Raw genomic sequence first — 26,956 nt, forward strand, 5'->3', positions numbered from 1 at the left:
ATCGTCTCTGGGGAAATAGCCCTCTTTAGCGTAGGGCATCGCATGTATAATGCCGCGCGTCTGCAAAGAGAGCGGTAAAAACCTCACAACTATTTGATCCAGCTCTCTAAAATCGGTCGCCAAAGCCGTTATTGTGCTTCTTTACTATAACGGCCGCTGCACCGCCGACTTGAACCGTAAAGGCCCGCGATCTCTTGACCAGCCCTCTTCTTGAAGCCGTAGCGCTCTCCTGTGAACGCGACCTGCGCCTGCTGTTCGAGCACCTCGACCTGCGGGTGGCGGGCGGCGACATGGTGCAGATCAGCGGCCCCAACGGCAGCGGCAAGACCAGTTTGCTGCGCCTGCTGGCCGGCTTGATGCAGCCCACGGCCGGTGAAGTCCGACTGAACGGCAGGCCGCTCAACGAACAACGCACCGAACTGGCACGCAACCTGATCTGGATCGGCCACGCCGCCGGCATCAAGGACGTGCTCACCGCCGAAGAAAACCTCAGCTGGCTCAGCGCCCTGCATCATCCCGCGACCCGCGACGCCATCTGGCAGGCCCTGGCCGCCGTCGGCCTCAAGGGGTTCGAAGACGTGCCCTGCCACACCCTGTCCGCCGGCCAGCAGCGCCGCGTGGCCCTGGCGCGCCTGTACCTGCCTGGCCCGCCGCTGTGGATTCTCGACGAACCCTTCACCGCCCTCGACAAACAAGGCGTCACCCAATTGGAACAGCACCTGGCGCAGCACTGCGAGCAGGGCGGCCAGGTGGTGCTCACCACCCACCACACCCTGGCGCGCATGCCCGTCGGTTACCGCGACCTCGACTTGGGGCGGTGGTCGGTATGAGTGTGTTTGCCCTGTTGGTCGCCCGCGAAGCGCGGTTGCTGTGCCGTCGCCCGGCCGAACTGGCCAACCCGCTGGTGTTCTTTGCCATCGTGATCGCATTGTTCCCGTTGGCGGTCGGCCCGGAGACTAAACTGTTGCAAACCTTGTCGCCGGGACTGGTGTGGGTCGCGGCGCTTTTGTCCGTCCTGCTCTCGCTGGACGGGCTGTTTCGCAGTGATTTCGAAGACGGTTCCCTCGAGCAGTGGGTCCTTTCGTCGCACCCCCTGCCACTTCTGGTCCTGGCCAAGGTACTGGCACACTGGGCTTTTTCCGGCCTGGCGCTAGTCTTGCTCTCGCCACTGCTGGCGATGATGCTCGGATTGCCCGGCGAATGCCTGCCGATCCTGCTGCTGAGCCTGCTGCTCGGCACCCCGGTACTCAGCCTGTTGGGGGCGGTGGGTGCCGCGTTGACCGTCGGCTTGAAACGGGGTGGCCTGTTACTGGCCCTGTTGATTCTGCCTTTGTACATCCCGGTACTGATCCTGGGCAGCGGCGCGTTGCAAGCCGCGCTCATGGGCATGCCGGCGACCGGTTACCTCCTGTGGCTTGGCAGCCTGACCGCCCTGGCGGTAACCCTGACACCCTTTGCTATAGCCGCCGGCCTGAAGATCAGCGTCGGTGAATAATGAGGTCTGACTGGGCGGTATACGCATAGTCAGTAAAGACCCTACGCTTCTTGCCAAGACAAGAAGCAACCGTGATGGAAACAGCAATGAACTGGACCTGGTTTCACAAGCTCGGCTCGCCCAAATGGTTCTACGGCATCAGTGGCAGACTGCTGCCCTGGTTCAGCATCGCCGCCGTGTTGCTGATCGGCATCGGCCTGGTCTGGGGCCTGGCCTTTGCACCGCCGGACTACCAGCAAGGCAACAGCTTTCGCATCATCTACATCCACGTGCCTGCCGCGATGCTGGCCCAGTCCTGCTACGTTATGCTGGCGGTGTGCGGCGTCGTCGGCCTGGTGTGGAAGATGAAACTCGCGGACGTCGCCCTGCAATGCGCCGCGCCCATCGGGGCGTGGATGACCGCCGTGGCGCTGGTCACCGGTGCGATCTGGGGCAAACCCACCTGGGGCTCGTGGTGGGTGTGGGATGCGCGACTAACGTCGATGCTGATCCTGCTGTTCCTGTACTTCGGTCTTATTGCCCTGGGCAACGCGATCAGCAATCGTGACAGCGCCGCCAAGGCCTGCGCGGTGCTGGCGATTGTCGGCGTGATCAACATCCCGATCATCAAGTACTCGGTGGAGTGGTGGAACACCCTGCACCAGGGCGCCACCTTCACCCTCACCGAAAAACCGGCAATGCCCGTGGAAATGTGGGCACCGTTGCTGCTGATGGTGCTGGGGTTCTACTGCTTCTTCGGCGCCGTGCTGCTGATGCGCATGCGCCTCGAAGTGCTCAAGCGTGAAGCCCGCGCCAGCTGGGTCAAGGCCGAAGTGCAAAGCTGCCTGGGAGCGCGCGGATGAGTTTTGCTTCTTTCAGTGATTTTCTCGCCATGGGCCACCACGGCCTGTATGTCTGGACGGCCTATGGCATCTGCCTGGCCGTACTGGCCCTCAACGTCGTCGCGCCGATCCTGGCCCGCAAGCGTTACCTGCAACAAGAGGCGCGTCGTCTGCGCCGGGAGACCGAAAAGTGAATCCGCTGCGTAGAAAGCGTCTGTTGATCATCCTTGCCATCCTGGCCGGCGTCAGTATTGCCGTGGGCCTGGCGATGAGCGCCCTGCGGGAGAACATCAACCTGTTCTACACCCCGACCCAGATCGCCAACGGCGAAGCGCCGCTGGACACGCGCATCCGTGCCGGCGGCATGGTGGAGAAGGGCTCGCTGAAGCGTTCCGGCGATTCCCTCGACGTCACCTTCGTGGTTACCGATTTCAACAAGGCCGTGACCATCACCTACCGCGGCATCCTCCCGGACCTGTTCCGCGAAGGCCAGGGCATCGTCGCCCTGGGCAAGCTCAACGCCGACGGCGTGGTGGTGGCCGATGAAGTGCTGGCCAAGCACGATGAGAAATACATGCCGCCGGAAGTCACCAAGGCCTTGAAAGACAGCGGCCAGTCCGCACCCACCCCCGCCAAGGAGGGCTAAGTGATGACGTCTGCATTGTTTATTCCGGAACTGGGCCAGTTGGCGATGATCCTCGCCCTGTGCTTTGCCATCGTCCAGGCGGTGGTGCCGTTGCTCGGTGCCTGGCGCGGTGACCGCCTGTGGATGAGCCTGGCGCAGCCGGCGGCCTGGGGCCAGTGTGCGTTCCTGGTGTTCGCGTTCGGCTGCCTGACCTACGCCTTTATGACCGACGACTTTTCCGTCGCCTATGTAGCGAATAACTCCAACAGCGCCTTGCCCTGGTACTACAAGTTCAGCGCGGTGTGGGGCGCCCACGAAGGCTCGCTGCTGCTGTGGGCGTTGATCCTCGGCGGCTGGACCTTCGCGGTGTCGGTGTTCTCGCGCCAGTTGCCGCAAGTCATGCTCGCACGGGTGCTGGCGGTGATGGGCATGATCAGCATCGGCTTCCTGCTGTTCCTGATCATGACCTCCAACCCGTTCACCCGCATCCTGCCGCAGATCCCGGCGGACGGTCACGACCTCAACCCGCTGCTGCAGGACATCGGCCTGATCGTGCACCCGCCGATGCTCTACATGGGCTACGTGGGTTTTTCCGTGGCCTTTGCCTTCGCTATCGCCGCCTTGCTCGGCGGGCGCCTTGATGCGGCCTGGGCGCGCTGGTCGCGGCCGTGGACCATCGTCGCCTGGGCGTTCCTCGGCATCGGCATCACCCTTGGTTCGTGGTGGGCCTACTACGAACTCGGCTGGGGCGGCTGGTGGTTCTGGGACCCGGTGGAAAACGCGTCCTTCATGCCATGGCTGGTCGGCACTGCACTGATTCACTCGTTGGCCGTCACCGAAAAACGCGGCGTGTTCAAGAGCTGGACCGTGTTGCTGGCCATCGCGGCATTTTCCCTCAGCCTGCTCGGCACCTTCCTCGTGCGTTCGGGCGTGTTGACCTCGGTGCATGCGTTTGCCTCCGACCCGGAGCGCGGTGTGTTCATCCTGATCTTCCTGCTGTTTGTGGTCGGCGGCTCCCTCACCCTGTTCGCCCTGCGCGCACCGGTGGTCAAGAGCCAGGTCGGCTTCAACCTGTGGTCGCGGGAAACCCTGCTGCTGGGCAATAACCTGGTGCTGGTGGTGGCCGCGTCGATGATCCTGCTCGGCACCTTGTACCCCTTGGTGCTGGATGCCCTGAGCGGCGCCAAGCTGTCCGTCGGCCCGCCGTACTTCAACGCGTTGTTTATTCCGTTGATGGGCCTGTTGATGGGGGTGATGGCGGTCGGTGTGCTGGTGCGCTGGAAGGACACCCCGGTCAAATGGCTGGCCGGCATGTTGATGCCGGTGCTGCTCGGCAGCGTGGCCCTGGCCGTGGTCGCCGGTATCGCCTATGGCGACTTCAACTGGGCGGTGCTCGCCACCTTCCTGCTCGCCGCCTGGGTACTGCTGGCCGGTGTGCGTGACATCGTCGACAAGACCCGCCACAAAGGCCTGGTCAAAGGCCTGCCGACCCTCACCCGCAGCTACTGGGGCATGCAGATCGCCCACATCGGCATCGCCGTGTGCGCCCTCGGCGTGGTGCTCTCCAGCCAGAACAGCGCCGAGCGCGACCTGCGCCTGGCGCCGGGCGAGTCCATGGACCTGGCCGGTTACCAGTTCATCTTCGAAGGCGCCAAGCACTTCGAAGGGCCGAACTTCACGTCAGACAAAGGCACCGTGCGCGTAGTGCGTAACGGTAAAGAGATCGCCGTGCTGCACCCGGAAAAACGCCTGTACACCGTGCAGAGTTCGATGATGACCGAAGCCGGTATCGACGCCGGTTTCACCCGTGACCTCTACGTGGCCCTGGGTGAACCCTTGGGCGATGGCGCCTGGGCCGTGCGCGTGCATGTGAAACCGTTCGTGCGCTGGATCTGGTTCGGCGGCTTGCTCACCGGCTTTGGTGGTTTGCTCGCGGCGCTGGATCGCCGGTATCGGGTCAAGGTCAAGAGCCGGGTGCGTGAAGCGCTGGGCCTGCAAGGAGCGGCGGTATGAAGCGTTGGTTGATGGTCGTGCCGCTGGCCCTGTTTCTGGTAGTGGCGGTATTCCTGTATCGCGGCTTGTACCTGGACCCGGCCGAGCTGCCCTCGGCGATGATCGGCAAGCCGTTCCCCGCGTTCAGCCTGCCGACCGTGCAGGGTGACAAGACCCTGACCCAGGCCGACCTGCTCGGCAAACCCGCGCTGGTCAACGTGTGGGGCACCTGGTGCATCTCCTGCCGCGTCGAGCACCCGGTGCTGAACAAGCTGGCCGAGAAGGGCGTCGTGATCTACGGCATCAACTACAAGGACGACAACGCGGCGGCCTTGAAGTGGCTGGCGGAGTTCCACAATCCCTACCAGCTGGATATCCGTGATGAAGACGGCAACCTTGGTTTGAACCTCGGCGTGTATGGCGCCCCGGAAACCTTCTTCATCGATGCCAAGGGTGTGATCCGCGACAAATACGTCGGCGTGATCGACGAAGTGGTGTGGCGCGAGCAACTGGCCGCCAAGTATCAGGCGCTGGTCGACGAGGCCAAGCCATGAAGCGCCTGTTAGCCGCTGCCGTGCTGGCGCTGGGCTTGGCCGGGGTGGCCCACGCTGCCATCGACACTTACGAATTCGCCAAGGACAGTGACCGCGAGCGTTTCCGCGAACTGACCAAGGAGCTGCGCTGCCCCAAGTGCCAGAACCAGGACATCGCCGACTCCAACGCGCCCATCGCCGCCGACCTGCGCAAGGAAATCTTCCGCATGCTGGGGGAGGGCAAGGACAACCAGCAGATCATCGACTTCATGGTCGACCGCTACGGTGATTTCGTGCGCTACAAACCGGCCCTCACCGGCAAGACCGCGTTGCTCTGGTTCGGCCCCGCCGGGCTGCTGCTGGCCGGCGTGGTGGTGATGGCCGTGATCGTCCGCCGTCGCCGCGCCGCGCCTACCGATGGTTCCGACGCGCTATCCCCCGAAGAGCGTAAACGCCTCGACCAATTGCTGGACACCAAGACTGATGATTGATTTCTGGCTCGCAGCCGGCTTGCTGCTTCTGATTGCCCTGAGTTTCCTGTTGATCCCTGTGTTGCGTGGCCGCCGCGCCCAGCGTGAAGAGGATCGCACCGCGCTGAACGTGGCGCTTTACCAAGAACGTGTGGCCGAGCTGCAAGTGCAGCAGGACGAAGGTGTGCTCGACGCCGCGCAGCTCGACAGCGGCCGCGCCGAAGCCGCCCGCGAGCTGCTGGCCGACACCGAAGGCGTGGAAAAGCCCCGCGAATCGCGCCTGGGCAAGCCGCTGCCGTTGCTCGCCGCCATCCTTGTGCCGGTGCTCGGCCTTGGCCTGTATATGCATTTCGGTGCCAGCGACAAGGTTGAACTGACCCGCGAGTTTTCCCAACCGCCGGTGTCCATGGAAGACATGACCCAGCGCCTGGAACGCGCCGCCGCCGCCCAACCGGACTCGGCGGAAGGCCTGTACTTCCTCGGTCGCGCCTATATGGCCCAGGATCGTTCCGCCGATGCCGCCAAGGTCTTCGAGCGTACCGTGGCGCTGGCCGGGCGCCAGCCGGAACTGCTCGGCCAGTGGGCCCAGGCGCAGTACTTTGCCGACAACAAACAGTGGTCGCCCAAGGTCCAGGCGCTGACCGACGAAGCCTTGAAGCTTGACCCGAAGGAAGTCACCAGCCTCGGCCTGCTCGGTATCGCCGCGTTCGAAGGCCAGCGTTATCAAGAGGCAATCGACTACTGGAAGCGTCTGCTGGCCCAACTGCCGGCGCAAGACAATTCTCGTGTCGCGCTGCAAGGTGGCATCGACCGCGCAGCCGAGAAGTTGAAAGAGAGCGGCGGCACCGTCGCCCCGGCGCCTGGGGCGGTTCTTAAAGTGCGCGTGGATTTGTCCGCGGATGTTAAGGCCAAATCCCTGCCTACCGACAGCGTATTTATCTTCGCCCGCGCCGTCAGCGGCCCGCCGGCACCCTTGGCGGCCAAGCGCGTCACCGTTGCCGAGTTGCCTGTCACCGTCGAACTCGGCGATGCCGACGCGATGATGCCGCAGTTGAAACTGTCCAACTTCCCCGAAGTCCAACTGGTTGCGCGCATATCCCGGGCCGGTCAACCGACCACCGGCGAGTGGATCGGCCGCAGCCAACCCTTGGCCAGCACCACCACTGCACTGCAGCAGCTGACCATCGACAGTCCGGACAAGTAATTCGAGGAAACGCCCATGACCGCATTTGCACGCATCACCCTGCTCAGCCTGGTAGTGGGCCTGAGCGCCTGTGCGGTCCACCGCCCACCGCCTGCGCCGACCGGCCCGACTATCCCATCGTCAGGCCCTTCGACCCAGCCGAGCACCAAGCCCTCGGGCCCGGTTACCCCGCCGCCGAAGCCACTGCCGACCAAATCCCCCACCTTCGCCCCGCCACCGGGCGCCGCCAGCCACTGGGACGGCAAGATGCAGGTGTATGTGCTGGACGACCAGCCTGACACCTTCTACCGCCAGCGCACCTACTACCGCTGGAGCAACGGCTGGAGCCGCTCCATCAGCCCCAACGGGCCATGGGAAGACACCGACGTGCAAGGCGTGCCGCCGGGATTGAGCAAGCAGTACGCGCAATGACAAAAGGCGACCTTCGAGTCGCCTTCTTCATGCCTGTGAAACCCATTCTTCCAGACACTGGAGGGCAAATGTGGGAGGGGGGCTTGCCCCTCCCACAGGAGATCTCCTCGGCCATCAAGCCACAGTACACTCCCGCTCCAGTGCCGCACCCCCTAACAACTGCGCAATCTCAACCATCCGTACCACCGCTAGCACCTGCTTGCGGCTTGAATCATCTTCAAATGGGGCGATGTTGGCTCTGGAAGATTTTGAATTGAAGATACTTCCGGCTGTCTCGCCCTTTGAAACGGACTGAATCACCGCCACAGGCGACTTTCAAAAAACTCACCAACCCGTCAGGGGTGAGCAAGCACTACGCCCAGCAAATATTGAGGCGGCGCGCACTTCAGTAACGTGGTCGCTGCCGAGGGATTGCTGGATATACTTTCCAGTGCGGGGAAAATCGCCATTGGCCTGCGCGTCGACCTGGTCCAAGCCAGGAGTCGCGCAGGGCTACCCGTGGTGCAACCAATCTGGCAACAAGCGAAGAGGATGTTTTGATGGCGGGCAGGTTGATCTATCTCATCGGGCCATCGGGTTCGGGCAAGGACAGCCTGCTGGAGGCTGCACGCCCGCGGTTGGCCGAGCGCGGTTGCCGGATTGTGCGCCGCGTGATCACGCGCTCGGCGGAAGCGGTGGGCGAGGCGGCCCAGGGCGTCAGCCCGGAGCAATTCGCCGTGATGCAGGCCGAGGGTGCGTTTGCCCTCAGCTGGCACGCCAACGGGTTGTCCTACGGCATCCCCAAGGTCATCGACGAATGGCTGGCAGCGGGGGAGGACGTGCTGGTCAATGGTTCTCGCGCGCACCTGGCGCAGACCCGCGAGCGCTACCCGGATGTGTGGGTGCTGTTGCTGGCGGTGGATCAAGCCGTATTGCGCCAGCGCCTGGTGGCGCGGGGGCGTGAGGCCCAGGCGGATATCGAGGAGCGTCTGGCGCGCAATGCACGGTTCACCGCCGAACTGATCGCCGGCAATGGCTCGGGGTTGTTTGTGCTGGATAACTCCGGGCCACTGGAACACACGGTCGAGCGCCTGCTGTGTTGCCTGAACCAGGGGCATTGCGTATGGGCCTGACCCTGCCTGCACCGGTGACGTGCGGGGCATGTCAAGCGGCGAGATCCTGACATGCAGCGAATTCGGCGGAAAACCTTAAGTGCATGTATCTGGGTGAGGCCGGATTTGGTGTAGTCAAATCAGCACGGTTTTGTAGGATTATGTTTTTTTCCTGAAAATCCAATAAGTTTTTTTGCGCGAAAGTGTGTGTTCAGTTGTTTAAATTGCAAGTGGTTTAGTGCCTGTCTTAGCGCATGTTGCGCCGCCTTAGTGTGTTTCAGTACGAACTAAATCAGCGCTGTCCTGAGCGTTTTCTGCATGGGAGTTTATTGCGTCGATTCTGATTGACTCGACTCATTAACTTACTATAGGGAGCGCACTGCCCATGATTTGCTCTGAACGTTCTCGGCTCAACTTCTCACTTGAAAACCTGCCGCCTTCCGATCCTGGCCCCTATGGTGTGGGCGCCGGTCGCAAACCAACCTTCACGACGGAACAGGCCGGAAAGTACATCACCCGCAATAATCTGCATTTCCACGACCGTAATGGCGACAAGCGGATCGACCTCTCCTATACGGTAGACCCGACGTTCAGCGTCGCGCAGCAACGCCGAGTGCGCCAGGCGGTGCAATATTGGGAGGACGTGGCCAACATCAGTTTCAAGGAACGGGCAGCCGGCGCCGACGGCACGGTCCACATCAAAAACAACCCGCGCGGTGACCGTGGCGTCGCCAGCTCACCCTCGCGCGGCATTACCACCACCACGGCCACGGTCGGCACACTGCGAGAAAGTAGTTCGCCGGCGCAGGGCAGTCACTTTTCAGTCACTACCGTGCATGAAATCGGCCACGCCATCGGCCTGCAGCATCCGGGTGACTACAATGGCGGCGGTGCTGATTACAACAATGGTGCCAGGTATGCCGGCGATACAAAGGCACGCAGTGTGATGAGCTACTGGTCGGAGACGAACCAGGCCGGCCATGATTTTCGGTATTCGAATCCCTCTGCCCCGATGATGGATGACATCGCAGCCGTTCAGCGGCTCTATGGGGCCAATCACAAAACCCGCAACACCGACACCACCTACGGTTTCAATTCAAATACCGGCCGCGACGCCATGACCCTCACCAGTGCCAGGGATAAAGCTATCTTTTGCATATGGGATGGGGGCGGTAACGACACCCTGGATTGTTCCGGGTTTTCCCAGAACCAGAACATCAATTTGAACGCCGAGTCGTTTTCCGATGTGGGCGGCTTGAAGGGCAATGTTTCCATCGCCAAGGGCTGCGTGGTTGAAAACGCCATCGGTGGGGCCGGACGTGATGTCTTGACGGGGAATGAGGCGGACAATCGGCTCAAGGGCGGCTTGGGTGCAGACAGGCTGCGGGGCGGCGGCGGGGCGGATATTTTTGACTACGACAAGGCCAGCGACTCCACACCGCAGCAGCCTGACCTGATCGAGGACTTTACCAGCGGGACGGACAAGATTGACGTCTCGGGTGCATTGAAAGAGGCGCGCGTCGGTGCCCTGACGTTCACTGATCGATTCTCTGGTCGCGCCGGCGAGGCATTGCTCAGGCACGACGCGGCCACCGGGCGTTCAAGCCTGGAGATAGATCTGAAGGGGAGCGGCAGCGCCGACCTGGTGGTCAAGAGCATTGGCCAGATCAAACCCGGCGATGTGCAGTGGCAGGGGCAAAAGCCGGAGGTTAAACCCGCACCGAAGGTTGTCCCCACACCGGCCCCTGCGCCGCCGCCGGATAGCAGCACGGACCCGCTTGCAGCGTTACGCGAGGTGATGATCAAGGCGTTCTCAGCCTTGTTGCAGTGGATACAAAACACTGTCCAGCCGTCGGATGCCCGCAGATAACACTGCCATGACGAGGCGCTGACAGGCTCAAGCCTTGATCAGCGCCTGCCATGGTCGGCAAACGCCAGGGCCTTGGCCCTTGCAACGCACAGACAAGCCTGTGGGGAATGCCCATGGCATGTCACTCGGTTGGCGGTTTTCAACATCGCGCAAAACAACCATCAGTCAGCCTGACCTATTTTGTGCTTGAGTAAAGATAACTCTAGGGTTACTTTTATTTAGGCCGAGCCAAGGAGGCTGGTGTGCAAAGCAGGCTATTGATCAAGGAGCTGCAAGAGGCGGGTTGGGTGCTGGATCGGGTCACGGGCAGTCATCATATTTTTACCCACCGCTATAACCCGTACACGATCCCGGTGCCGCATCCGAAGAAGGATCTGCCGCTGGGCACCATCAGAAGCATCAGGAAACGTGCCGGGCTGTTTCAGTTTTAAGGAGAGCATTCATGCAATACCCAATCTGTATCGAATGGGGCGATGACTTCACCGCCACCGGAATCCAGATCCCCGATATTCCAGGCGCAGTCACCGCCGGGGACAGTTTCGAAGAGGCCTACAACGCCGCTGTGGAAGTCGCGCACATCCTGCTGCAGGAGATCGCCGCAGAGGGCGGGGTGATTCCGATGCCAACGTCGGTGGCCGATCATCACACCCACGAAGACTACGCCGGGATGGGCTGGGGCATGCTGGAGCTGGACATCTCGCCGTATCTGGGCAAGACCGAGAAGGTCAATGTGACCTTGCCCGGCTATGTCATCCAGCGAATCGACCGGTATGTGCGCGAGCACAAGGTCAAAAGCCGCTCGTCATTTCTGGCGGATGCGGCTTTGGAGAAGTTGGTGCGTTCCTAGGCGGTGGCGACAGCCGTTTGCCGCGACGCACTGAGGAACCGCAACAACGCCACCAGCGGGAACGCACTGCCCACCAGCATCACACCCAGCCAGCCAGCGTGTTCGTACACGCTGCTGGCAATCGCCGAGCCGAAGGCGCCGCCGATGAAGATGCTGGTCATGTACAGCGCGTTCAAACGGCTGCGGCTGTTGGCGTCGAGGGCGTAGATGGCGCGTTGGCCGAGGACCATGTTCATCTGCACGCAGAAGTCCAGGACCACGCCGGTCACCGCCAGGCCGATGACGCTGTACAGCGGGTGCACGAAGGCCGGCAGGAAGCTCAACACCGCAAAGACCATGGCCAGCAGCGACGCGCGGTGGGTGTGGCCGGCATCGGCCAGGCGCCCGGCGATGGGGGCGGCAATGGCGCCGATGGCACCGACCAGGGCGAAGAGCGCGATCTGGGTCTGGCTCAGGCCGTGGTTGCGCACCAGCTCCAGCGGGGCGGCGGTCCAGAACAAGCTGAACGTGGCGAACATGCAACCTTGGTAAAACGCGCGTTGGCGCAGCAGCGGTTGTTCACGCAGCAGGGTGCCCAAAGAACGTAGCAATTGGCCGTAGCTGGCGCTGTGGTCAGGCTGGCGCTTGGGGATGGTCAGCATCAGCACCACGCTGATAAACGCCATTAACGCGGCGGCGGCCATGAACATCGCGCGCCAGCCAAAATGGTCAGCCACGACGCTGGACACTGGCCGCGCCAGCAGGATGCCCAGCAGCAGGCCACCCATGATGCTGCCGACCACCCGGCCCCGAGACTCGGCAGGCGCCAGGTGTGCGGCCAGGGGGATCAGGATCTGTACCGATACCGAACTGAAGCCGATCAGCAACGACACCAGCAGGAACAGGTTCGGTTGTTCGGTAAAGGCCGCACCCAGCAGGCTGGCAATCGCCACCAGGGTCGTGATGATCATCAGCTTGCGGTTTTCCAGCAGGTCACCCAAAGGCACCAGGAAGAACAGGCCGAGGGCGTAGCCGATCTGCGTCAGGGACACAATCAGGCTGGCCATCGCGGGGGTGAGGCCGATGTCGGGGGCGATCAGTTCGATGATCGGCTGGGCGTAGTAGATGTTGGCGACGATGGCGCCGCAGCAAAACGCAAACAGCATCACCATTGCGCGGGTCATGGTGCTCGTAGCGTGGGGGGTAGCATTCATGGTGTTCTCATAAAAGCGAAGGTAGATGGCGAGCGAGAGTAAAGACAAGGCTCAACGGCGAGTAGGCCGTTTGTGGTGATATCACTTATGCCGGGTGATGATACATTCAGAAACAACTGCTGAAACAGGAAATCCAGCGCCATGAAAATCACGTTCAACAAGATACTCCTGGCTTCAAGCCTCGCTGCTGCAATGGCCCTGGGCCTGGCCAATGCCGCCGATGCCCCGCGCGTAGGCGTACGCGGGGCAATCACCGCGATGGACGGGGATGCGATGCAGGTCAAGGTCAACAGCGGTGAAGACGTCACCGTGCACCTGACCAAGGATACCCAGGTGCGCGCCGTTACCCTGGCCAGGATCGACGAAATAAAACCCGGCAGCTACATCGGCTCGGCCGCCATGCCCAACGCCGACGGTACTCTCACGGCGCTGGAAGTGCATGTGTTCCCGCCAGCCATGGCTGGCACGGGGGACGGGCATCGGGCGTTTGACCTGAAGGAAGGCAGCAGCATGACCAACGGCACCGTCGGCGACCTGGTGGTCAGCAAAGGGCGGACGTTGATCGTGAAATACAAAGGCGGCGAACAGAAGATCGTGGTGCCGGAGGATGTGCCGATCGTCAACCTGGAACCGGGGGACCGCAGCTTGCTCAAGCCGGGGGTGAAGGTGGTGTTGTTTGCCGCGCAGGGGGCGGATGGGAAAATCACGGCCCAAGCCATCTCAGCCGGCAAGGATGGCGTGACACCGCCGATGTAGCTGCAAAACCCAGATCTAAATGTGGGAGGGGCGAGCCTCCTCCCACATTTGTCAGTTACTGACCGGAGTAGATCTGGTCGAAAACCCCACCATCATTGAAGTGGGTTTTCTGCACGGTGCGCCAGTCACCAAAGGTCTTCTCCACCGACAGGAAGTCGACTTTCGGGAAGCGGTCGGTGTACTTGGCCAGCACCTTCGGGTCACGCGGGCGCAGGTAGTTGTTGGCGGCGATTTCCTGGCCTTGCGGCGACCACAGGTACTTCAGGTAGTCTTCAGCCGCCACGCGGGTGCCTTTCTTCTCGACCACTTTATCCACCACCGACACCGGCGGCTCGGCTTCGGCGGAGACGCTTGGGTAGATCACTTCGAACTGGTCACGGCCGAATTCACGCGCGATCATTTCCGCTTCGTTCTCGAAGGTCACCAGCACGTCGCCGATCTGGTTGGTCATGAACGTGGTGGTGGCGGCGCGGCCACCGGTGTCCAGCACGGGCGCCTGTTTGAACAGCTTGCCGACAAAGGCCTTGGCCTTGTCTTCATCGCCGCCGTTCTTGAGCACATAACCCCAGGCCGACAGGTAGGTGTAGCGGCCGTTACCCGAGGTTTTCGGGTTGGGCACGATCACCTGCACGCCCTCTTTCAACAGGTCAGGCCAGTCTTTCAGGGCTTTCGGGTTGCCCTTGCGCACGATGAACACGGTGGCCGAGGTAAACGGCGCGCTGTTGTTCGGCAGGCGGGTGACCCAGTCGTCCGGCACCAGTTTGCCGTTGTCGACCAGAGCGTTGATGTCGGTGGCCATGTTCATGGTAATCACGTCAGCCGGCAGGCCGTCGATCACCGAGCGCGCTTGTTTGCTGGAACCGCCGAAGGACATCTGCAGGGTCAGCTTGTCGTTCGGGTGCTCGGCCTCCCAGTGCTTCTGGAAGGCGGCGTTGTAGTCCTTGTAGAAATCGCGCATCACGTCGTAGGAGACGTTGAGCAGAGTGACCGGGGCGGCCTGGACGGCGCCCGCCAGGGCAAGGCCGGCGGCCAGGAGAGAGGCGCTTACGAGTTTTTTCACTGCTCATTCCTTGTTGTTCGGGAGAAGAGGGGAGGCACATTGCCAGCGACTATAGCCGGGGGCACTTAGTCGCTTAAAGATTAAAAAGAACTTTGCTTATTCCACTTTCTTAAAAAGATTGCTGCCGCAGCGCGAACAGAACGCCGCGTTGGGCTCGTGGCTGTTTTTCCTGCACACCGGGCAGTCGTGTTGCAGTTGCTCACCGCGCATGGCACTGGCCAGCTCGGCAGTAAAAATCCCCGTGGGCACGGCGATGATCGAGTAACCGGTGATCATCACCAGCGACGAAATAACCTGGCCCAACGGCGTCTTGGGCACGATATCGCCAAAGCCCACGGTGGTCAGCGTCACGATCGCCCAATAGATGCCCTTGGGGATACTGGTGAAGCCGTGCTCCGGGCCTTCGATCACATACATCAAGGTACCGAACACCGTGACCAGGGTGCACACGCTCACCAGGAACACCACGATCTTCTGCTTGCTGCCGCGCAGCGCCGCCATCAGGTAGTTGGCCTGCTTGAGGTACGGGCTGAGCTTGAGCACGCGGAAAATCCGCAGCATCCGGATGATGCGGATGATCAGCAGGTACTGCGCGTCGCTGTAGTACAGCGCAAGGATGCCGGGCACGATGGCGAGCAGATCCACCAGCCCGTAAAAGCTGAAGGCGTAGCGCAACGGCTTGGGCGAGCAGTACAGGCGCAACCCGTACTCGATCAGGAAGATCAGGGTGAAGCCCCATTCAATGTAGGCCAGCACATCGGCGTAGTTCTGGTGGACCTGGTCGATGCTGTCGAGCATCACGATCACCAGGCTGGCGAGGATGATCAACAGCAGGATGCCGTCAAAGCGCCGCCCGGCGACGGTGTCGCTTTGAAAAACCATGACGTAGAGCCGCTGACGCCAGTCGTTGTTGCTGTCCATAAAGCCCGCCTGAATCGAATATCGAGCAAGCCTAGGGGGATTCGAAGGGGCTGTCCATGCGGGGTTTCCTGAGTATTCGGGCGCCGGCGAGTACCAGCCAGCAGGCAAGGACAAACGGCGCGGTGAGTGCCGGCAGATGCAGGGCAGCAAAGCCCGGTGTGAGAAGGATCGCCAGCAGGATGCCGAGCAGCGGCAGCCAGGGTTGGCGCCGTGCCTGGCTCAGCGCCAGGGCCGCGAGAGCCGGGTTGTAGCTGTGCAGGCCGAGGAGGGCGGCGCTGGTGTCGTCCAGCAGCAAGGCGATCATTACGCCGCTGCTGGCGCCGATCACGGCCCAGACCGCGGCACGCCGGTTCGCCAGCCACAGGCCGAGGGCAATCAGCGCGCCCGCCAGCGGCTGGTCCAGCAGCATGATTTGCGCGAGGCCGGTGAACGGCGCGCCGAGCACCGCCAGGGTATCGGGCTCGCCGAGGGCGAAGGCACTGTGTGGGACGCTGCCCAGCAGCAGCCAGCCCAGGCCGACAAAGGGCGCGGTGTAGGCGGGCAGGTCGTGCGGCCGACTGGCGTGTTTCAGCCACTGCCGCGTGAGGATCGCGCTCAAGCCGCCGCACGCGAGGATCAGCGGTGGCAACAAGGCCGACCAGGCGAAATGCTGGCTGATCAGCAAACCAAGCAGCACGCCGTTGTAGCTATAGAGTCCAGCCTGGCGCTCGGCCTTGGGATAGTCGCGACGCTGGGCCGTGAGCAACCCGGCGACCCCACCCAGCAGCGCACCGCCGAGCAAGGCCGGGGCGCCGATCAGGATCGCCAACAGGCACAGCAGGCCGCACAACGGATGGCGTTGCAGGAAGATCTGGCTGAAGCCGTTGAGCAGGGCTTCGGCCCAGTCGGGGCAGGTTGGGGTGTGCATTTTTAGTGAGTCAGTGGGACCGAGTTGGGCCCATCGGGGGGCCTCTACAGGCGCTAGATCAGCGTCTCTATACGCAAGGAGTTGGTCGACCCCGTCTGCCCGCGCTGCGCCATGCCCTGGGCCTGGGCAATCTCCAGCGCCGTGGAACCACTTCATCCACCTGGCGAATCCAGTGGTAACGCCGGGCGTGATCGGCATGCTCACCGTGGCTGAAGTTGAGGCGAAAGATATTCACCCCGGCTTGCACCAGCTCGCGGATGTCGTCGATACCGTCGGTGGCCGGGCCCAGGGTGGCGAGGATCTTGACCTTCTTGTCAGGCGTCATGGCGGGCAGTCTCAAGGATCAGGATGGCGCGCACGTCATTGACATTGGTGCGGGTCGGCTCGGTAACGATCAAGCCGTCGAGGGCGGCGAAGTAGCCATAACCGTTGTTGTTATCCAGCTCGTCGCTGGCCGACAGGCCCAGGGCTTCGGCGCGCGCATAGCTGCACGGGGTCATGATTGCGCCGGCGTTGTCTTCCGAGCCGTCGATGCCGTCGGTGTCGCCGGCCAGGGCGTACACGCCCGGCAGGCCTTTGAGGCTGTCGGTAAGGCTCAACAGGAATTCGGCGTTGCGCCCGCCACGGCCGTTGCCGCGCACGGTGACGGTGGTTTCACCGCCGGAAAGGATCACGCATGGCGCCGCCAGCGGCTGGCCGTGCTGCACGATTTGCCGCGCGATGCCGGCGTGCACTTTGGCCACGTCCCGCGCTTCGCCTTCCAGGTCGCCGAGGATCAGTGGGCTGAAACCGGCCTGGCGCGCTTTCACCGCCACCGCTTCCAGGGATTGTTGCGGGCGCGCGATCAGTTGGAAGTGGCTGCGGGCGAGTACCGGGTCGCCGGGCTTGACGGTTTCCGAGGCTGGATTCTGCAACCAGCTGCGCACGGCGGCCGGTGCGTCGATGCCATAGCGCTTGAGGATCGTCAGGGCCTGTTGCGAGGTGCTGGGGTCGCCGACCGTGGGGCCGGAGGCGATGACCGTGGCCTGGTCGCCCGGCACATCGGAAATCGCGTAGGTGTAGACCGTGGCCGGCCAGGCCGCCTTTGCCAGCCGACCGCCCTTGATTGCCGAGAGGTGCTTGCGTACGCAATTCATCTCGCCAATGGTGGCGCCGGATTTGAGCAGGGCTTTGTTGATGGCCTGCTTGTCGGCCAGGCTGATGCCTTCGGCAGGCAGTGCCAGGAGTGCCGAGCCGCCGCCGGAGAGCAGGAAGATCACCCGGTCGTCTTCGCCCAGGTTGCTGATCAATTCCAGCACGCGCTTGGCCACCGCAAGGCCGGCGGCATCGGGCACCGGGTGGGCGGCTTCGACCACTTCGATTTTCTGGCAAGGGGCGCCGTGGCCGTAGCGGGTGACCACCAGGCCTGAGACTTCGCCTTGCCAGCAATTCTCGACGACCAGCGCCATGGCGGCGGCCGCCTTGCCGGCGCCGATCACGATCACGCGGCCGCTGCGGTCGGCGGGCAGGCAGGGTTCGAGGACGTGCCGGGGGTGGGCGGCGTCGATGGCTGTGGCAAACAGCTCGCGAAGCAGGTGTTGCGGATCGACCGACATAAGCGGGCTCCCGGGGGATTTTTGTTATTAGAGGTGCAGCCCTTTCAAAGGGGGGTTACTTATCGCGAATCGAGAAGTTCGCCATATGCTCCAATCCCTTGATCAGCGCCGAGTGGTCCCAATTCCCGCCACCAAGCGCCGCGCAGGTGCTGAACACCTGCTGGGTGCCGGCGGTGTTCGGCAGGTTGATCCCCAGTTCCCTGGCACCGGCCAGGGCCAGGTTCAGGTCCTTCTGGTGCAGGTTGATGCGGAAACCCGGATCGAAGGTGCCCTTGATCATGCGTTCGCCATGCACTTCGAGGATCTTCGACGAGGCAAAGCCGCCCATCAGCGCTTCACGCACCTTGGCCGGGTCGGCGCCGTTCCTGGAGGCGAACAGCAGCGCTTCGGCCACCGCCTGGATATTCAGCGCGACGATGATCTGGTTGGCCACTTTGGCGGTCTGGCCATCGCCATTGCCGCCCACCAGGGTGATGTTCTTGCCCATGCTCTGGAACAGCGGCAGGGCGCGTTCGAAGGCCTGTGGTTCGCCACCGACCATGATGCTCAAGGTCCCGGCCTTGGCGCCGACTTCTCCGCCGGACACCGGGGCGTCGAGGTACTGCGCGCCGTGCTCGTTGATCTTCGCCGCAAACGCCTTGGTGGCCGTGGGAGAGATCGAACTCATGTCGATCACCACCTTGTTCGGCGACAGGCCCGCCGCCACACCGTCGGCACGGAACAGCACGTCGTCGACCTGCGGCGTGTCGGGGACCATTACGATAATGAACTCGGCTTCCTGGGCCACTTGCTGCGGGGTGGCCAGGGCCACGGCGCCGGCGCTGATCAGCTCGGCCGGCGCCTTGCCGTGGTGTTCGGAAAGAAACAGTTGATGACCGGCTTTCTGCAGGTTCGCGGCCATGGGCTGGCCCATGATGCCGGTGCCGATAAATCCGATTTTAGCCATGATGAAGTCCTCTTTTTATTCTCTGTGGGCGCTGGGCTTGCTGTGGTGAGCGGGCTTGTTGTGGTGAGCGGGCTTGTCCCGCTCTGGCTGCGTAGCAGCCCCATGGGGTCAGTGGTAAAGCCCCCCTCACCACAGCAAGCCCCCTCCCACAAGGTTTTGTGTGGTGTCGGTTAGATGGTGTTGTGGGCTTTAAGCCAGCCCAAACCCGCTTCGGTGGTGGTCAGCGGCTTGTATTCACAGCCGACCCAACCCGCGTACCCGATGCGGTCCAGATGTTCGAACAGGAAGCGGTAGTTGATCTCCCCGGTTCCCGGCTCATTGCGCCCAGGGTTGTCCGCCAGCTGGATGTGATTGATCTCCTCCAGGTGCGCCGCCATGGTCCGGGCCAGGTCGCCTTCCATGATTTGCATGTGGTAGATGTCGTACTGCAGGAACAGGTTGTCACTGCCCACCTGTTCGCGAATCGACAGGGCCTGTGCAGTGTTGTTGAGGTAGAAACCCGGAATGTCGCGGGTGTTGATCGCTTCCATCACCAGCTTGATGCCCGCCGCCTGCAGCTTGTCGGCGGCGTACTTGAGGTTGGCGACAAAGGTCTTTTCCACGGTTTCATCATCCACACCCTGGGGCCGAATCCCCGCCAGGCAGTTGATCTGGGTATTGCCCAGCACCTGGGCGTAGGCGATGGCCAGCGTGACCCCAGCACGGAATTCCTCGACCCGGTCCGTGTGGCACGCCAGGCCGCGTTCGCCCTTGGCCCAGTCACCGGCCGGCAGGTTGAACAGCACCTGGGTCAGGCCGTGGGCGTCGAGCTGGGCCTTGATGTCAGCCGAGCTGAATTCGTAGGGGAACAGGTACTCGACACCCTGGAAACCGGCATCGGCAGCGGCTTTGAAGCGAGCGAGAAAGTCCTGCTCGGTAAACAGCATGGACAGGTTGGCGGCAAAGCGCGGCATAGGGTTCTCCTTAATCGAGCAGGGAAATGGCAGTCGGTGCATCGTTGCCGACCAGGGCCAGGTCTTCGAATTCGTTGACGGCGTTGATTTCGGTGCCCATGGAAATATTGGTCACGCGCTCCAGAATGATCTCGACGATCACCGGTACCTTGAACTCCTCGATCATTTGTTCGGCCTTGCGCAACGCCGGCGCGATCTGTCCCGGTTCGAACACGCGCAGGGCCTTGCAACCCAGGCCTTCGGCAACTGCGACGTGGTCGACGCCATAGCCGTTCAGCTCGGGAGCGTTGAGGTTGTCGAAAGACAACTGCACGCAGTAGTCCATTTCAAACCCGCGCTGGGCCTGGCGGATCAGCCCCAGGTAGGAGTTGTTCACCACTACATGGATGTACGGCAGCTTGAACTGTGCGCCCACCGCCAGCTCTTCGATCATGAACTGGAAGTCATAGTCGCCGGACAGCGCCACCACCTTGCGGCTCGGGTCGGCCTTGACCACGCCCAGCGCCGCCGGAATGGTCCAGCCCAACGGGCCGGCCTGGCCGCAGTTGATCCAGTGGCGGGGCTTGTACACATGCAGGAACTGCGCGCCGGCAATCTGCGACAGGCCGATGGTGCTGACGTAGCAGGTGTCTTTGCCGAACACCTGGTTCATCTCTTCGTACACCCGTTGCGGCTTGACCGGCACGTTGTCGAAGTGGGTCTTGCGCTGCAGGGTCGCCTTGCGCTGCTGGCAGTCATGCAGCCAGGCACTGCGGTCCTTGAGCTTGCCGGCGGCTTTCCACTCGCGGGCCACTTCAATGAACATCGTCAGCGCGGAGCCGGCGTCGGACACGATGCCCAGGTCCGGGGTGAATACGCGACCAATCTGGGTTGGCTCGATGTCGACGTGAATGAATTTACGCCCTTCGGTGTATACCTCCACTGAACCGGTGTGGCGGTTGGCCCAACGGTTACCGATCCCCAGCACCACGTCGGACTTGAGCAGCGTTGCGTTGCCGTAGCGGTGCGACGTCTGCAGGCCGACCATGCCGACCATCTGGGGGTGATCGTCGGGAATGGTGCCCCAGCCCATCAGCGTCGGGATCACCGGGATGCCGGTCAGTTCGGCGAACTCCACCAGCAGCTCGCTGGCATCGGCGTTGATCACGCCACCGCCGCTCACCAGCAACGGGCGTTCCGCCTGATCCAGCAGGGCCAGGGCCTTTTCGACCTGGATGCGCGTGGCCAGTGGCTTGGCCAGTGGCAGCGGCTGGTAGGCGTCGATGTCGAATTCGATCTCGGCCATCTGCACATCGAACGGCAGGTCGATCAGCACCGGGCCAGGGCGGCCGGAGCGCATTTCATAGAAAGCTTTCTGGAACGCGTACGGCACTTGGCCCGGCTCGAGGACGGTGGTCGCCCACTTGGTCACCGGCTTGACGATGCTGGTGATGTCCACGGCCTGGAAGTCTTCCTTGTGCATGCGGGCCCGTGGCGCCTGGCCGGTGATGCACAGGATCGGGATCGAGTCGGCCGAGGCGCTGTAGAGGCCGGTGACCATGTCGGTGCCCGCCGGGCCCGAGGTGCCGATGCACACGCCGATATTGCCGGCCTTGGTGCGGGTGTAACCCTCGGCCATGTGCGAGGCGCCTTCAACGTGGCGAGCAAGGACGTGATCGATGCCACCCACCTTCTGCAAGGCTGAGTACAGCGGGTTGATCGCAGCGCCTGGGATACCGAAGGCGGTGTCCACGCCTTCACGGCGCATGACGAGGACGGCGGCTTCGATTGCTCTCATTTTGCTCATGATTTTGGTGCCTCTTGCGTTTTGTAATTGTATACAAGTGGTGTCTGTCCAAAGTGTATTCACGGCGGGCTGCGCAGGTCAATCCATTTTATTGATTGGTCTTTGCGTTCGTCGGAACGGCTTTTTTCGACGTATGGAGTCTTTGTTTGAAAATATTGTATACAAAAATAAATGTCATTGTGTTCTATTTGTTTGGTCGAGCATCTGATCGAACAGACTTCCACCGCTTTCCCAATAACAAAAGAAGGACGGCACCATGAGCGCTTTAACCTTGAAGATTGCCACCCAACTGGCCGGCCAGGCCCTCAGCGCAGGGCGCACGATCTCAGCCGCACCGCTGACCGTTGCGGTCCTCGACTGCGGCGGCCACTTGATCACTCTGCAGCGCGAAGACGGCGCCAGCCTGCTGCGCCCGCAGATTGCCATCGGCAAGGCCTGGGGTGCGATTGCGCTGGGCAAGGGCTCGCGCTTGCTGGCGCTGGACGCACAGCAACGGCCGGCGTTTATCGCAGCGTTGAACAGCCTGGGGCAGGGCAGCGTGGTGCCGGCGCCGGGTGGGGTGTTGATTCGGGATCAGGCGGGGGCGGTACTGGGGGCGATCGGGATCAGCGGGGACACGTCGGATATTGATGAGCAGTGTGCGATCACGGCGATCGAGGGGCTGGGGTTGAGGGCGGATGCGGGGGTGTCAGCTTGAGCATTGAGTGACTATCAGGGCCTCATCGGGGCATAGGTATCTACACATCTTGAGCCGAGCCCCCTGCGTAGCAGCTGTCGAGCCTTGGCGAGGCTGCGTCGGCGGTGTGTCAGACGCGCCGCAAACGCAGCCTCGCCAAGGCTCGACAGCTGCTACGCGTTATCCTACTGAAGTTGTGTAGATACTTATGCTCATCGGGGGCACCTCAGTGTGTCAGTCGGGTTCACAGCCCTTGAGCACCAACCGGATAATCGTCTGCGCCGCCGCTTCATAATCGGCCTCATCCAGCTTGGCTTTGCCGGTCACCGCGGAAATCTGCCAGTCGAAATCCGCATAGGTCTGCGTCGCCGCCCAGATGCTGAACATCAGGTGATGAGGGTCGATAGCTGCAATCAACCCGCGATCCACCCAGCTCTGGATGCAGTCGATATTGTGCTTGGCCTGGGCGTTGAGTTGTTGGACCTGCTCGGCACTCAGGTGCGGTGCGCCATGCATGATTTCGCTGGCGAACACCTTGGAGGCGAAGGGCAGGTCGCGGGAGATGCGGATTTTCGAGCGGATGTAGTTGCTCAGCACCGCTGAAGGCTCGCCCTCGGGGTTGAACGGCGTGGACGCCGCCAGGATCGGCTCGATAATGCTTTCGAGCACCTCGCGGTAGAGGTTGTCCTTGGACTTGAAGTAGTAATAGACGTTGGGCTTGGGCAGCCCGGCCTTGGCGGCGATGTCGCTGGTTTTGGTCGCGGCGAAGCCCTTGTCGGCAAACTCCTCGCTCGCCGCCCGCAGGATCTTTTCTTTGTTGCGCTCGCGAATGGTGCTCATAAAGTGCTCAGTCTCACAGATACTGTTTCTTTTTGACGGCGTCTGTTGCCGCCATTCTGCGTCGCCGCTCCTCCCCATAGCGAGCGATGAGTCGTCGCGGCTCCTTGCCTGACGACAACAGCCACTCGCCAAAAGAGAAACGTATCTATGAAACTGAGCACGGGGAGTTTCCTTGCCAGGACAGGCGGTTGCGCATGGTAGCACCGGCTATCCGCGGGCCTCAACAATGTGCCCGCAAAGCCCTGCGCCGCGTTATGCTCCGCCCATCCCTCTCTTAAGGAAGCCCGATTCATGGCAGGAAGCAGCTTGTTGGTGTTGATCGACGACATCGCCGCAGTACTCGATGACGTTGCCCTGATGACAAAAGTAGCGGCAAAAAAAACCGCCGGAGTGCTCGGCGATGACCTGGCGCTCAACGCCCAGCAGGTTTCCGGCGTGCGTGCCGAGCGGGAAATCCCGGTGGTATGGGCCGTTGCCAAGGGGTCCTTCATCAACAAGTTGATCCTGGTGCCCACTGCGCTGTTGATCAGCGCCTTTGCCCCTTGGGCCGTCACACCGTTGTTGATGCTCGGCGGCGCCTACCTGTGTTTCGAAGGCTTCGAGAAGCTCGCGCATAAATTCCTGCACAGCAAGGCTGAAGTCCAGGCCGACCATGCGCAGTTGGTTGAAGCGGTGGCTAACCCGGCTACTGATCTGGTGGCCTTTGAAAAGGACAAGATCAAAGGCGCTATTCGTACCGACTTCATCCTCTCTGCGGAAATCATCGCCATCACCCTCGGCACCGTGGCCGATGCGCCGTTGATGCAGCAAGTGATTGTCCTGTCGGGCATCGCCATCGTCATGACCATCGGCGTCTACGGGCTGGTGGCCGGTATCGTCAAGCTGGATGACCTGGGCCTGTGGCTTACCCAGAAGCCTGGCCAGATGGCTCGCAGTATCGGTGGCGGCATCCTGCGCGCGGCGCCGTACATGATGAAGAGCCTGTCGGTGATCGGCACGGCGGCGATGTTCATGGTCGGCGGTGGCATCCTTACCCATGGCGTGCCGGTGGTGCATCACTGGATCGAGGGTGTGAGCCAGAGCACAGGTGCATTGGCGTGGTTGATGCCGACGTTACTGAATGCGGTGGCGGGGATTATTGCCGGGGCGGTGGTATTGGCAGTGGTCAGCGTGGTGGGCAAGAGCTGGAAAGCGCTCAGGGCATAAATCGCCGCCACAAAAAAAGGCCATTCAATCGAATGGCCTTTTTTACGGGCGTTATTTACTCGGCAATCTGCAACTTGCGTGATTCCGTATAGATATACCGCACCTTCTCATACTCGAACGGCGAGTTCATCTGACCGTAGCGGAAGCTGGTCTGGTAGCGCTTGTCCACCGCACGCAGGGCCCAGATTTCCGGGTGGTTGGAGCTGACTTCGGAGACGTTGAGGAAGTTGATCTGGGACTCGGCGGTGTAGTCCACCAGCAAGCCGCCGGTGTCGCGCAGGTTCGACGGACCGAAGATCGGCAGTACCAGGTAGGCACCGCCGGGCACGCCGTAGAAGCCCAGGGTCTGGCCGAAGTCTTCGCTCTGGCGCGGCAGGCCCATGGCGGTCGCCGGGTCCCACAGGCCGGCGATGCCGACGGTGGTGTTGAGCAGCAGGCGCCCGGTGGTTTCCAGGGAGCGGTGGCCTTTGAGTTGCAGCAGGCTGTTCAACAGGTTGGGCACGTCGCCCAGGTTGTTGAAGAAGTTGCTCACGCCGGTGCGCAGGAAGCTTGGCGTGACGTAGCGGTAACCGTCGACCACCGGCAGGAACACCCATTGGTCAAAGCGGTAGTTGAAGTGGTACACGCGGCGGTTCCACGATTCGAGCGGGTCATACACGTTGAGGGCGTTGACGGACGAGCGTTCGAATTCGCGTTGGTCCAGGCCCGGGTTGAACTTGAGTTTGCTCAACGGCTCCTTGAAACCGTCGGAGTCCATCACCACAGGCGCGTGAGCCTTGCTGTTGTCGGCATTGGCAACGCCTGCGCACATCAGGGCGGCGAGCAGCAGAAGATATTTAGCCACGGAAGAACTCCAGCATGGCGTCGGCGTTGACGCGGTAATTGAGGTTGCCGCAGTGGCCGCCCAAGGGGTAGACGGTCAAGCGATCGCCGAAGGTCTTGCGCAGGAAGCCGAGGTCGCCCGGGCCGAGGATCACGTCGTCGGCGTTGTGCATGACGGCGATTTTCGGGCTGGCGTGCAGGTAGTCCTTGAGGGCGTACAGGCTGACCTGGTCAACCAGTTGCAACAGGCTGCCGCCGTCGGAGCGGGCGCGCCACATCGGGATTACCTGTTCGGTGAGGTAGCAATCGAAGTCGCATTGCAGTGCACGCTTGAGAAACGGCGTGAGGCTGGTGCCTTCGCTGATCGGGTACTTCGGCGGGATGATCAGGCCACGGCGGTTGATCAGGTCCGAAGTAAAGGCGATGTCGGCCGCCGAGAAGCGGAACGAGGTGCCGATCAGCATGGCCATCTGTTCGTTGGTCAGGTGCTGCTTGGATTGCTGGAAGTCGTAGAGCAGGGCGTCGTTGAGGTCGATGTAGCCCTTTTGCTGGAAGTAACGGGTCAGCTTGTTCAACACCAGTTCATAGAAGGTGGTGGTGTTGTTGATGCCCTTGACCTCGGTCTGTACCAGCTTGTCGAGGTTGGTGATCGAGGTGTAGAGGTTGACCGGCGGGTTGAGCAGCAGCACTTTCTTGAAGTTGAAGCTGCGGCGGGTCTCGTCGAGCTTGCTGACAAACGCCGCATCCAGCGCACCGAGGCTGTAGCCGGTGAGGTAGAAGTCGGTCACCGGCAGCGAAGCGTTCTGGGCGCGCACGGCTTGCATCACGCGGTACATGTCTTCGGCATCTTCCTGGCTGATGCCGGGGGTGGCGAAGCGCGACGCAGAGGCGATGAAGTCGAAGCTGGTGGGCGACGACAGTTGCACCACGTGGTAGCCGGCCTGGTAATACAGTTTTTTCAGGTATTCGTTGATGCTGCTGTCAAACCGCGCACCGGTGCCTGCGATCAGGAAGATCAGCGGCGCGGCGCGATCCTGCTTGGCGATGCGGTAAGTGAGTTTCTTCACTGCCCAGAAGTTGTCCGGCAGGCTGAACTCGCGCTCGGGGCGCATATTCAGGGTGTAGTCGGACTGGTTGATCTCGTCATCGGTCGGCAATGTAGGCCGAAGGTCAGGCGGTGTGGTGGCGATGGTCGCTTCGAACGGATTGGTCAAAGGGTAGCCATAGCTGGCTTGGTCGATATCGACGGCCAGTGCTGACGCACTCAAAAAAAGGCTGCCCAGTAAGGCAGCACAGCGCAAGGAACGGAGCATGACTTAATCCCTAAGAGGAAACGTGCTTAATGAAGTTCGCAGGCTATGACCACCGCGTTGCCACCGAAGTGCCAGCTCTCGGCACGAAAAGTCGGAAAATAACGTCGGAATCGGGGTAATAGTAGCGAGACGATACACTTTGCCATGCATTAGTGAACACTAATTGTGTGTACGCACCTTGCTAACGGCCGCCGGCGCATTAAGCTGAGCGCCGTTTTTGCCTATCGGAGTGCTCCATGTCCCGCCGCTTGCCGTTGATTTTGCTGCTTATTGCCCTGCCGTTATGGCTGGCTGCCAGTTATGGCGCGCGTTACGGCTTTATGGAAGATGGCCAGTGGGTCGGCATCTGTGCCGACGAGGCCAGCCGCTGGGAATGCCAGGTACGTTCGAACCTGGGTTTGATGATTCACTTCAAAGTGCTGGGCTGGGCCGCGCTGGTGACCTCGGTGCTGGCGTTTTTCGTGCCGGGCCGTGCGGGATGGGGCTTGGCGGTACTGGGGCTGGTGTTCGGGCTGCCGGCCCTGGCGTTGTACAACACCTCGTTTGCGGTGTTTGCGGTGGTGATTGCGGGGTTGCGGTTGGTCAGGCAGTCGCGGCGCGCCTGATAAGGCCAATCGGGGGCT

29 protein-coding genes and 1 pseudogene are annotated in these 26,956 nt (G+C 62.0%); 18 read left to right on the plus strand and 12 right to left on the minus strand.

The genetic code is table 11. The features are described from left to right. The first annotated feature begins 194 nt into the window (after positions 1–194). The 14 genes from ccmA to F6S08_RS04820 all read left to right on the plus strand — a co-directional run bounded on the left by ccmA (position 195) and on the right by F6S08_RS04820 (position 11,359). On the plus strand, positions 195–830 hold the full coding sequence (gene ccmA, locus F6S08_RS04750) for a cytochrome c biogenesis heme-transporting ATPase CcmA (protein WP_065947258.1): 636 nt from the start codon (positions 195–197) through the stop codon (positions 828–830). Next, positions 827–1,495, plus strand: a complete 669-nt coding sequence (ccmB, locus tag F6S08_RS04755; protein ID WP_065924458.1) for a heme exporter protein CcmB — start codon at positions 827–829, stop codon at positions 1,493–1,495. Before ccmA ends, ccmB begins: the two co-directional genes overlap by 4 nt. Before the next feature lie 86 nt (positions 1,496–1,581). Next, positions 1,582–2,337, plus strand: coding sequence for a heme ABC transporter permease (locus F6S08_RS04760; protein ID WP_065924459.1), 756 nt, complete (start codon positions 1,582–1,584; stop codon positions 2,335–2,337). Beyond that, positions 2,334–2,510 carry a heme exporter protein CcmD gene (gene ccmD, locus F6S08_RS04765; RefSeq protein WP_065924460.1) on the plus strand — a complete coding sequence of 59 codons (177 nt, stop codon included), beginning with the start codon at positions 2,334–2,336 and terminating at the stop codon, positions 2,508–2,510. The genes F6S08_RS04760 and ccmD overlap by 4 nt, the downstream gene beginning before the upstream one ends. Then, the gene (ccmE, locus tag F6S08_RS04770; protein WP_027607026.1) at positions 2,507–2,962 is read left to right on the plus strand and encodes a cytochrome c maturation protein CcmE; all 456 of its coding nucleotides are present in this window, start codon (positions 2,507–2,509) and stop codon (positions 2,960–2,962) included. The genes ccmD and ccmE overlap by 4 nt, the downstream gene beginning before the upstream one ends. A gap of 3 nt (positions 2,963–2,965) precedes the next feature. Beyond that, positions 2,966–4,954: a heme lyase CcmF/NrfE family subunit gene (locus F6S08_RS04775; RefSeq protein ID WP_065947259.1), complete on the plus strand. Its 1,989-nt coding sequence runs from the start codon at positions 2,966–2,968 to the stop codon at positions 4,952–4,954. Beyond that, complete coding sequence (locus tag F6S08_RS04780) at positions 4,951–5,487, plus strand: DsbE family thiol:disulfide interchange protein (protein ID WP_010211784.1); 537 nt, start codon at positions 4,951–4,953, stop codon at positions 5,485–5,487. The genes F6S08_RS04775 and F6S08_RS04780 overlap by 4 nt, the downstream gene beginning before the upstream one ends. After that, the gene (locus tag F6S08_RS04785) at positions 5,484–5,957 is read left to right on the plus strand and encodes a cytochrome c-type biogenesis protein (RefSeq protein ID WP_065924463.1); all 474 of its coding nucleotides are present in this window, start codon (positions 5,484–5,486) and stop codon (positions 5,955–5,957) included. The genes F6S08_RS04780 and F6S08_RS04785 overlap by 4 nt, the downstream gene beginning before the upstream one ends. Continuing rightward, on the plus strand, positions 5,950–7,140 hold the full coding sequence (gene ccmI / locus F6S08_RS04790; RefSeq protein ID WP_074844684.1) for a c-type cytochrome biogenesis protein CcmI: 1,191 nt from the start codon (positions 5,950–5,952) through the stop codon (positions 7,138–7,140). Before F6S08_RS04785 ends, ccmI begins: the two co-directional genes overlap by 8 nt. 15 nt (positions 7,141–7,155) lie before the next feature. After that, the gene (locus tag F6S08_RS04795; protein ID WP_065924465.1) at positions 7,156–7,551 is read left to right on the plus strand and encodes a hypothetical protein; all 396 of its coding nucleotides are present in this window, start codon (positions 7,156–7,158) and stop codon (positions 7,549–7,551) included. A 539-nt stretch (positions 7,552–8,090) separates the two neighbouring features. After that, positions 8,091–8,663, plus strand: coding sequence for a phosphonate metabolism protein/1,5-bisphosphokinase (PRPP-forming) PhnN (phnN, locus tag F6S08_RS04805; protein ID WP_065924466.1), 573 nt, complete (start codon positions 8,091–8,093; stop codon positions 8,661–8,663). Between the two features lie 364 nt (positions 8,664–9,027). Next, positions 9,028–10,512, plus strand: coding sequence for a M10 family metallopeptidase C-terminal domain-containing protein (locus F6S08_RS04810; RefSeq protein ID WP_315871339.1), 1,485 nt, complete (start codon positions 9,028–9,030; stop codon positions 10,510–10,512). A gap of 242 nt (positions 10,513–10,754) precedes the next feature. After that, on the plus strand, positions 10,755–10,943 hold the full coding sequence (locus tag F6S08_RS04815; RefSeq protein WP_065947262.1) for a type II toxin-antitoxin system HicA family toxin: 189 nt from the start codon (positions 10,755–10,757) through the stop codon (positions 10,941–10,943). 11 nt (positions 10,944–10,954) lie between these two features. After that, positions 10,955–11,359: a type II toxin-antitoxin system HicB family antitoxin gene (locus F6S08_RS04820; protein ID WP_065924469.1), complete on the plus strand. Its 405-nt coding sequence runs from the start codon at positions 10,955–10,957 to the stop codon at positions 11,357–11,359. Here F6S08_RS04820 and F6S08_RS04825 read toward each other — a convergent pair. After that, complete coding sequence (locus F6S08_RS04825) at positions 11,356–12,552, minus strand: MFS transporter (RefSeq protein ID WP_315871340.1); 1,197 nt, start codon at positions 12,550–12,552, stop codon at positions 11,356–11,358. The genes F6S08_RS04820 and F6S08_RS04825 overlap by 4 nt on opposite strands. A gap of 141 nt (positions 12,553–12,693) precedes the next feature. On the opposite strand from F6S08_RS04825, the gene F6S08_RS04830 reads away from it, so the two are divergent. Beyond that, a complete protein-coding gene (locus F6S08_RS04830; protein ID WP_315871341.1) occupies positions 12,694–13,308 on the plus strand; it encodes a DUF5666 domain-containing protein in 615 nt (204 codons plus the stop codon). Between the two features lie 55 nt (positions 13,309–13,363). On the opposite strand, the gene F6S08_RS04835 is transcribed toward F6S08_RS04830, so the two are convergent. The 8 genes and pseudogenes from F6S08_RS04835 to gcl all read right to left on the minus strand — a co-directional run bounded on the left by F6S08_RS04835 (position 13,364) and on the right by gcl (position 21,476). After that, positions 13,364–14,368, minus strand: a complete 1,005-nt coding sequence (locus F6S08_RS04835) for a sulfate ABC transporter substrate-binding protein (RefSeq protein ID WP_065924472.1) — start codon at positions 14,366–14,368, stop codon at positions 13,364–13,366. A gap of 96 nt (positions 14,369–14,464) precedes the next feature. Next, on the minus strand, positions 14,465–15,289 hold the full coding sequence (locus F6S08_RS04840; protein ID WP_065924473.1) for an ion transporter: 825 nt from the start codon (positions 15,287–15,289) through the stop codon (positions 14,465–14,467). A gap of 31 nt (positions 15,290–15,320) precedes the next feature. Beyond that, positions 15,321–16,196, minus strand: a complete 876-nt coding sequence (locus F6S08_RS04845; RefSeq protein WP_065924474.1) for an urea transporter — start codon at positions 16,194–16,196, stop codon at positions 15,321–15,323. Between the two features lie 154 nt (positions 16,197–16,350). Then, positions 16,351–16,521 (minus strand): annotated as a pseudogene (locus F6S08_RS04850) (pyruvate kinase); the annotation flags it as partial. Beyond that, positions 16,511–17,791: a glycerate kinase gene (locus tag F6S08_RS04855; RefSeq protein WP_315871342.1), complete on the minus strand. Its 1,281-nt coding sequence runs from the start codon at positions 17,789–17,791 to the stop codon at positions 16,511–16,513. The gene F6S08_RS04855 and the pseudogene F6S08_RS04850, both read right to left, overlap by 11 nt. A 55-nt stretch (positions 17,792–17,846) precedes the next feature. Then, on the minus strand, positions 17,847–18,737 hold the full coding sequence (locus F6S08_RS04860; RefSeq protein WP_074844696.1) for a 2-hydroxy-3-oxopropionate reductase: 891 nt from the start codon (positions 18,735–18,737) through the stop codon (positions 17,847–17,849). Positions 18,738–18,907: 170 nt separating this feature from the next. Then, positions 18,908–19,690 carry a hydroxypyruvate isomerase gene (gene hyi, locus F6S08_RS04865; protein WP_315871343.1) on the minus strand — a complete coding sequence of 261 codons (783 nt, stop codon included), beginning with the start codon at positions 19,688–19,690 and terminating at the stop codon, positions 18,908–18,910. Positions 19,691–19,700: 10 nt separating this feature from the next. Then, positions 19,701–21,476: a glyoxylate carboligase gene (gene gcl, locus F6S08_RS04870; protein WP_065924479.1), complete on the minus strand. Its 1,776-nt coding sequence runs from the start codon at positions 21,474–21,476 to the stop codon at positions 19,701–19,703. A 256-nt stretch (positions 21,477–21,732) separates the two neighbouring features. Here gcl and F6S08_RS04875 point away from each other — a divergent pair, with 256 nt between their 5' ends. Beyond that, positions 21,733–22,173 carry a GlcG/HbpS family heme-binding protein gene (locus tag F6S08_RS04875; protein ID WP_065924480.1) on the plus strand — a complete coding sequence of 147 codons (441 nt, stop codon included), beginning with the start codon at positions 21,733–21,735 and terminating at the stop codon, positions 22,171–22,173. A 213-nt stretch (positions 22,174–22,386) separates the two neighbouring features. Here F6S08_RS04875 and F6S08_RS04880 read toward each other — a convergent pair whose 3' ends face one another. After that, complete coding sequence (locus tag F6S08_RS04880; RefSeq protein WP_065924481.1) at positions 22,387–22,992, minus strand: TetR/AcrR family transcriptional regulator; 606 nt, start codon at positions 22,990–22,992, stop codon at positions 22,387–22,389. Positions 22,993–23,283: 291 nt separating this feature from the next. Between F6S08_RS04880 and F6S08_RS04885 the strand changes: the two genes are divergently transcribed. After that, positions 23,284–24,198 carry a DUF808 domain-containing protein gene (locus F6S08_RS04885; RefSeq protein WP_065924482.1) on the plus strand — a complete coding sequence of 305 codons (915 nt, stop codon included), beginning with the start codon at positions 23,284–23,286 and terminating at the stop codon, positions 24,196–24,198. Positions 24,199–24,253: 55 nt separating this feature from the next. Here the strand turns inward: F6S08_RS04885 and F6S08_RS04890 are convergent, their stop codons facing one another. Further along, complete coding sequence (locus F6S08_RS04890; protein WP_027607049.1) at positions 24,254–25,042, minus strand: VacJ family lipoprotein; 789 nt, start codon at positions 25,040–25,042, stop codon at positions 24,254–24,256. Further along, the gene (locus tag F6S08_RS04895) at positions 25,035–26,333 is read right to left on the minus strand and encodes a serine/threonine protein kinase (RefSeq protein WP_027607050.1); all 1,299 of its coding nucleotides are present in this window, start codon (positions 26,331–26,333) and stop codon (positions 25,035–25,037) included. The genes F6S08_RS04890 and F6S08_RS04895 overlap by 8 nt, the downstream gene beginning before the upstream one ends. Positions 26,334–26,569: 236 nt before the next feature. Between F6S08_RS04895 and F6S08_RS04900 the strand changes: the two genes are divergently transcribed. Next, positions 26,570–26,938, plus strand: coding sequence for a hypothetical protein (locus F6S08_RS04900; protein ID WP_065924484.1), 369 nt, complete (start codon positions 26,570–26,572; stop codon positions 26,936–26,938). Positions 26,939–26,956: the final 18 nt, after the last annotated feature.

This window comes from Pseudomonas sp. JV449 (genome assembly GCF_032424295.1).
GTDB classification, from domain to species: Bacteria; Pseudomonadota; Gammaproteobacteria; order Pseudomonadales; family Pseudomonadaceae; genus Aquipseudomonas; species Aquipseudomonas marginalis.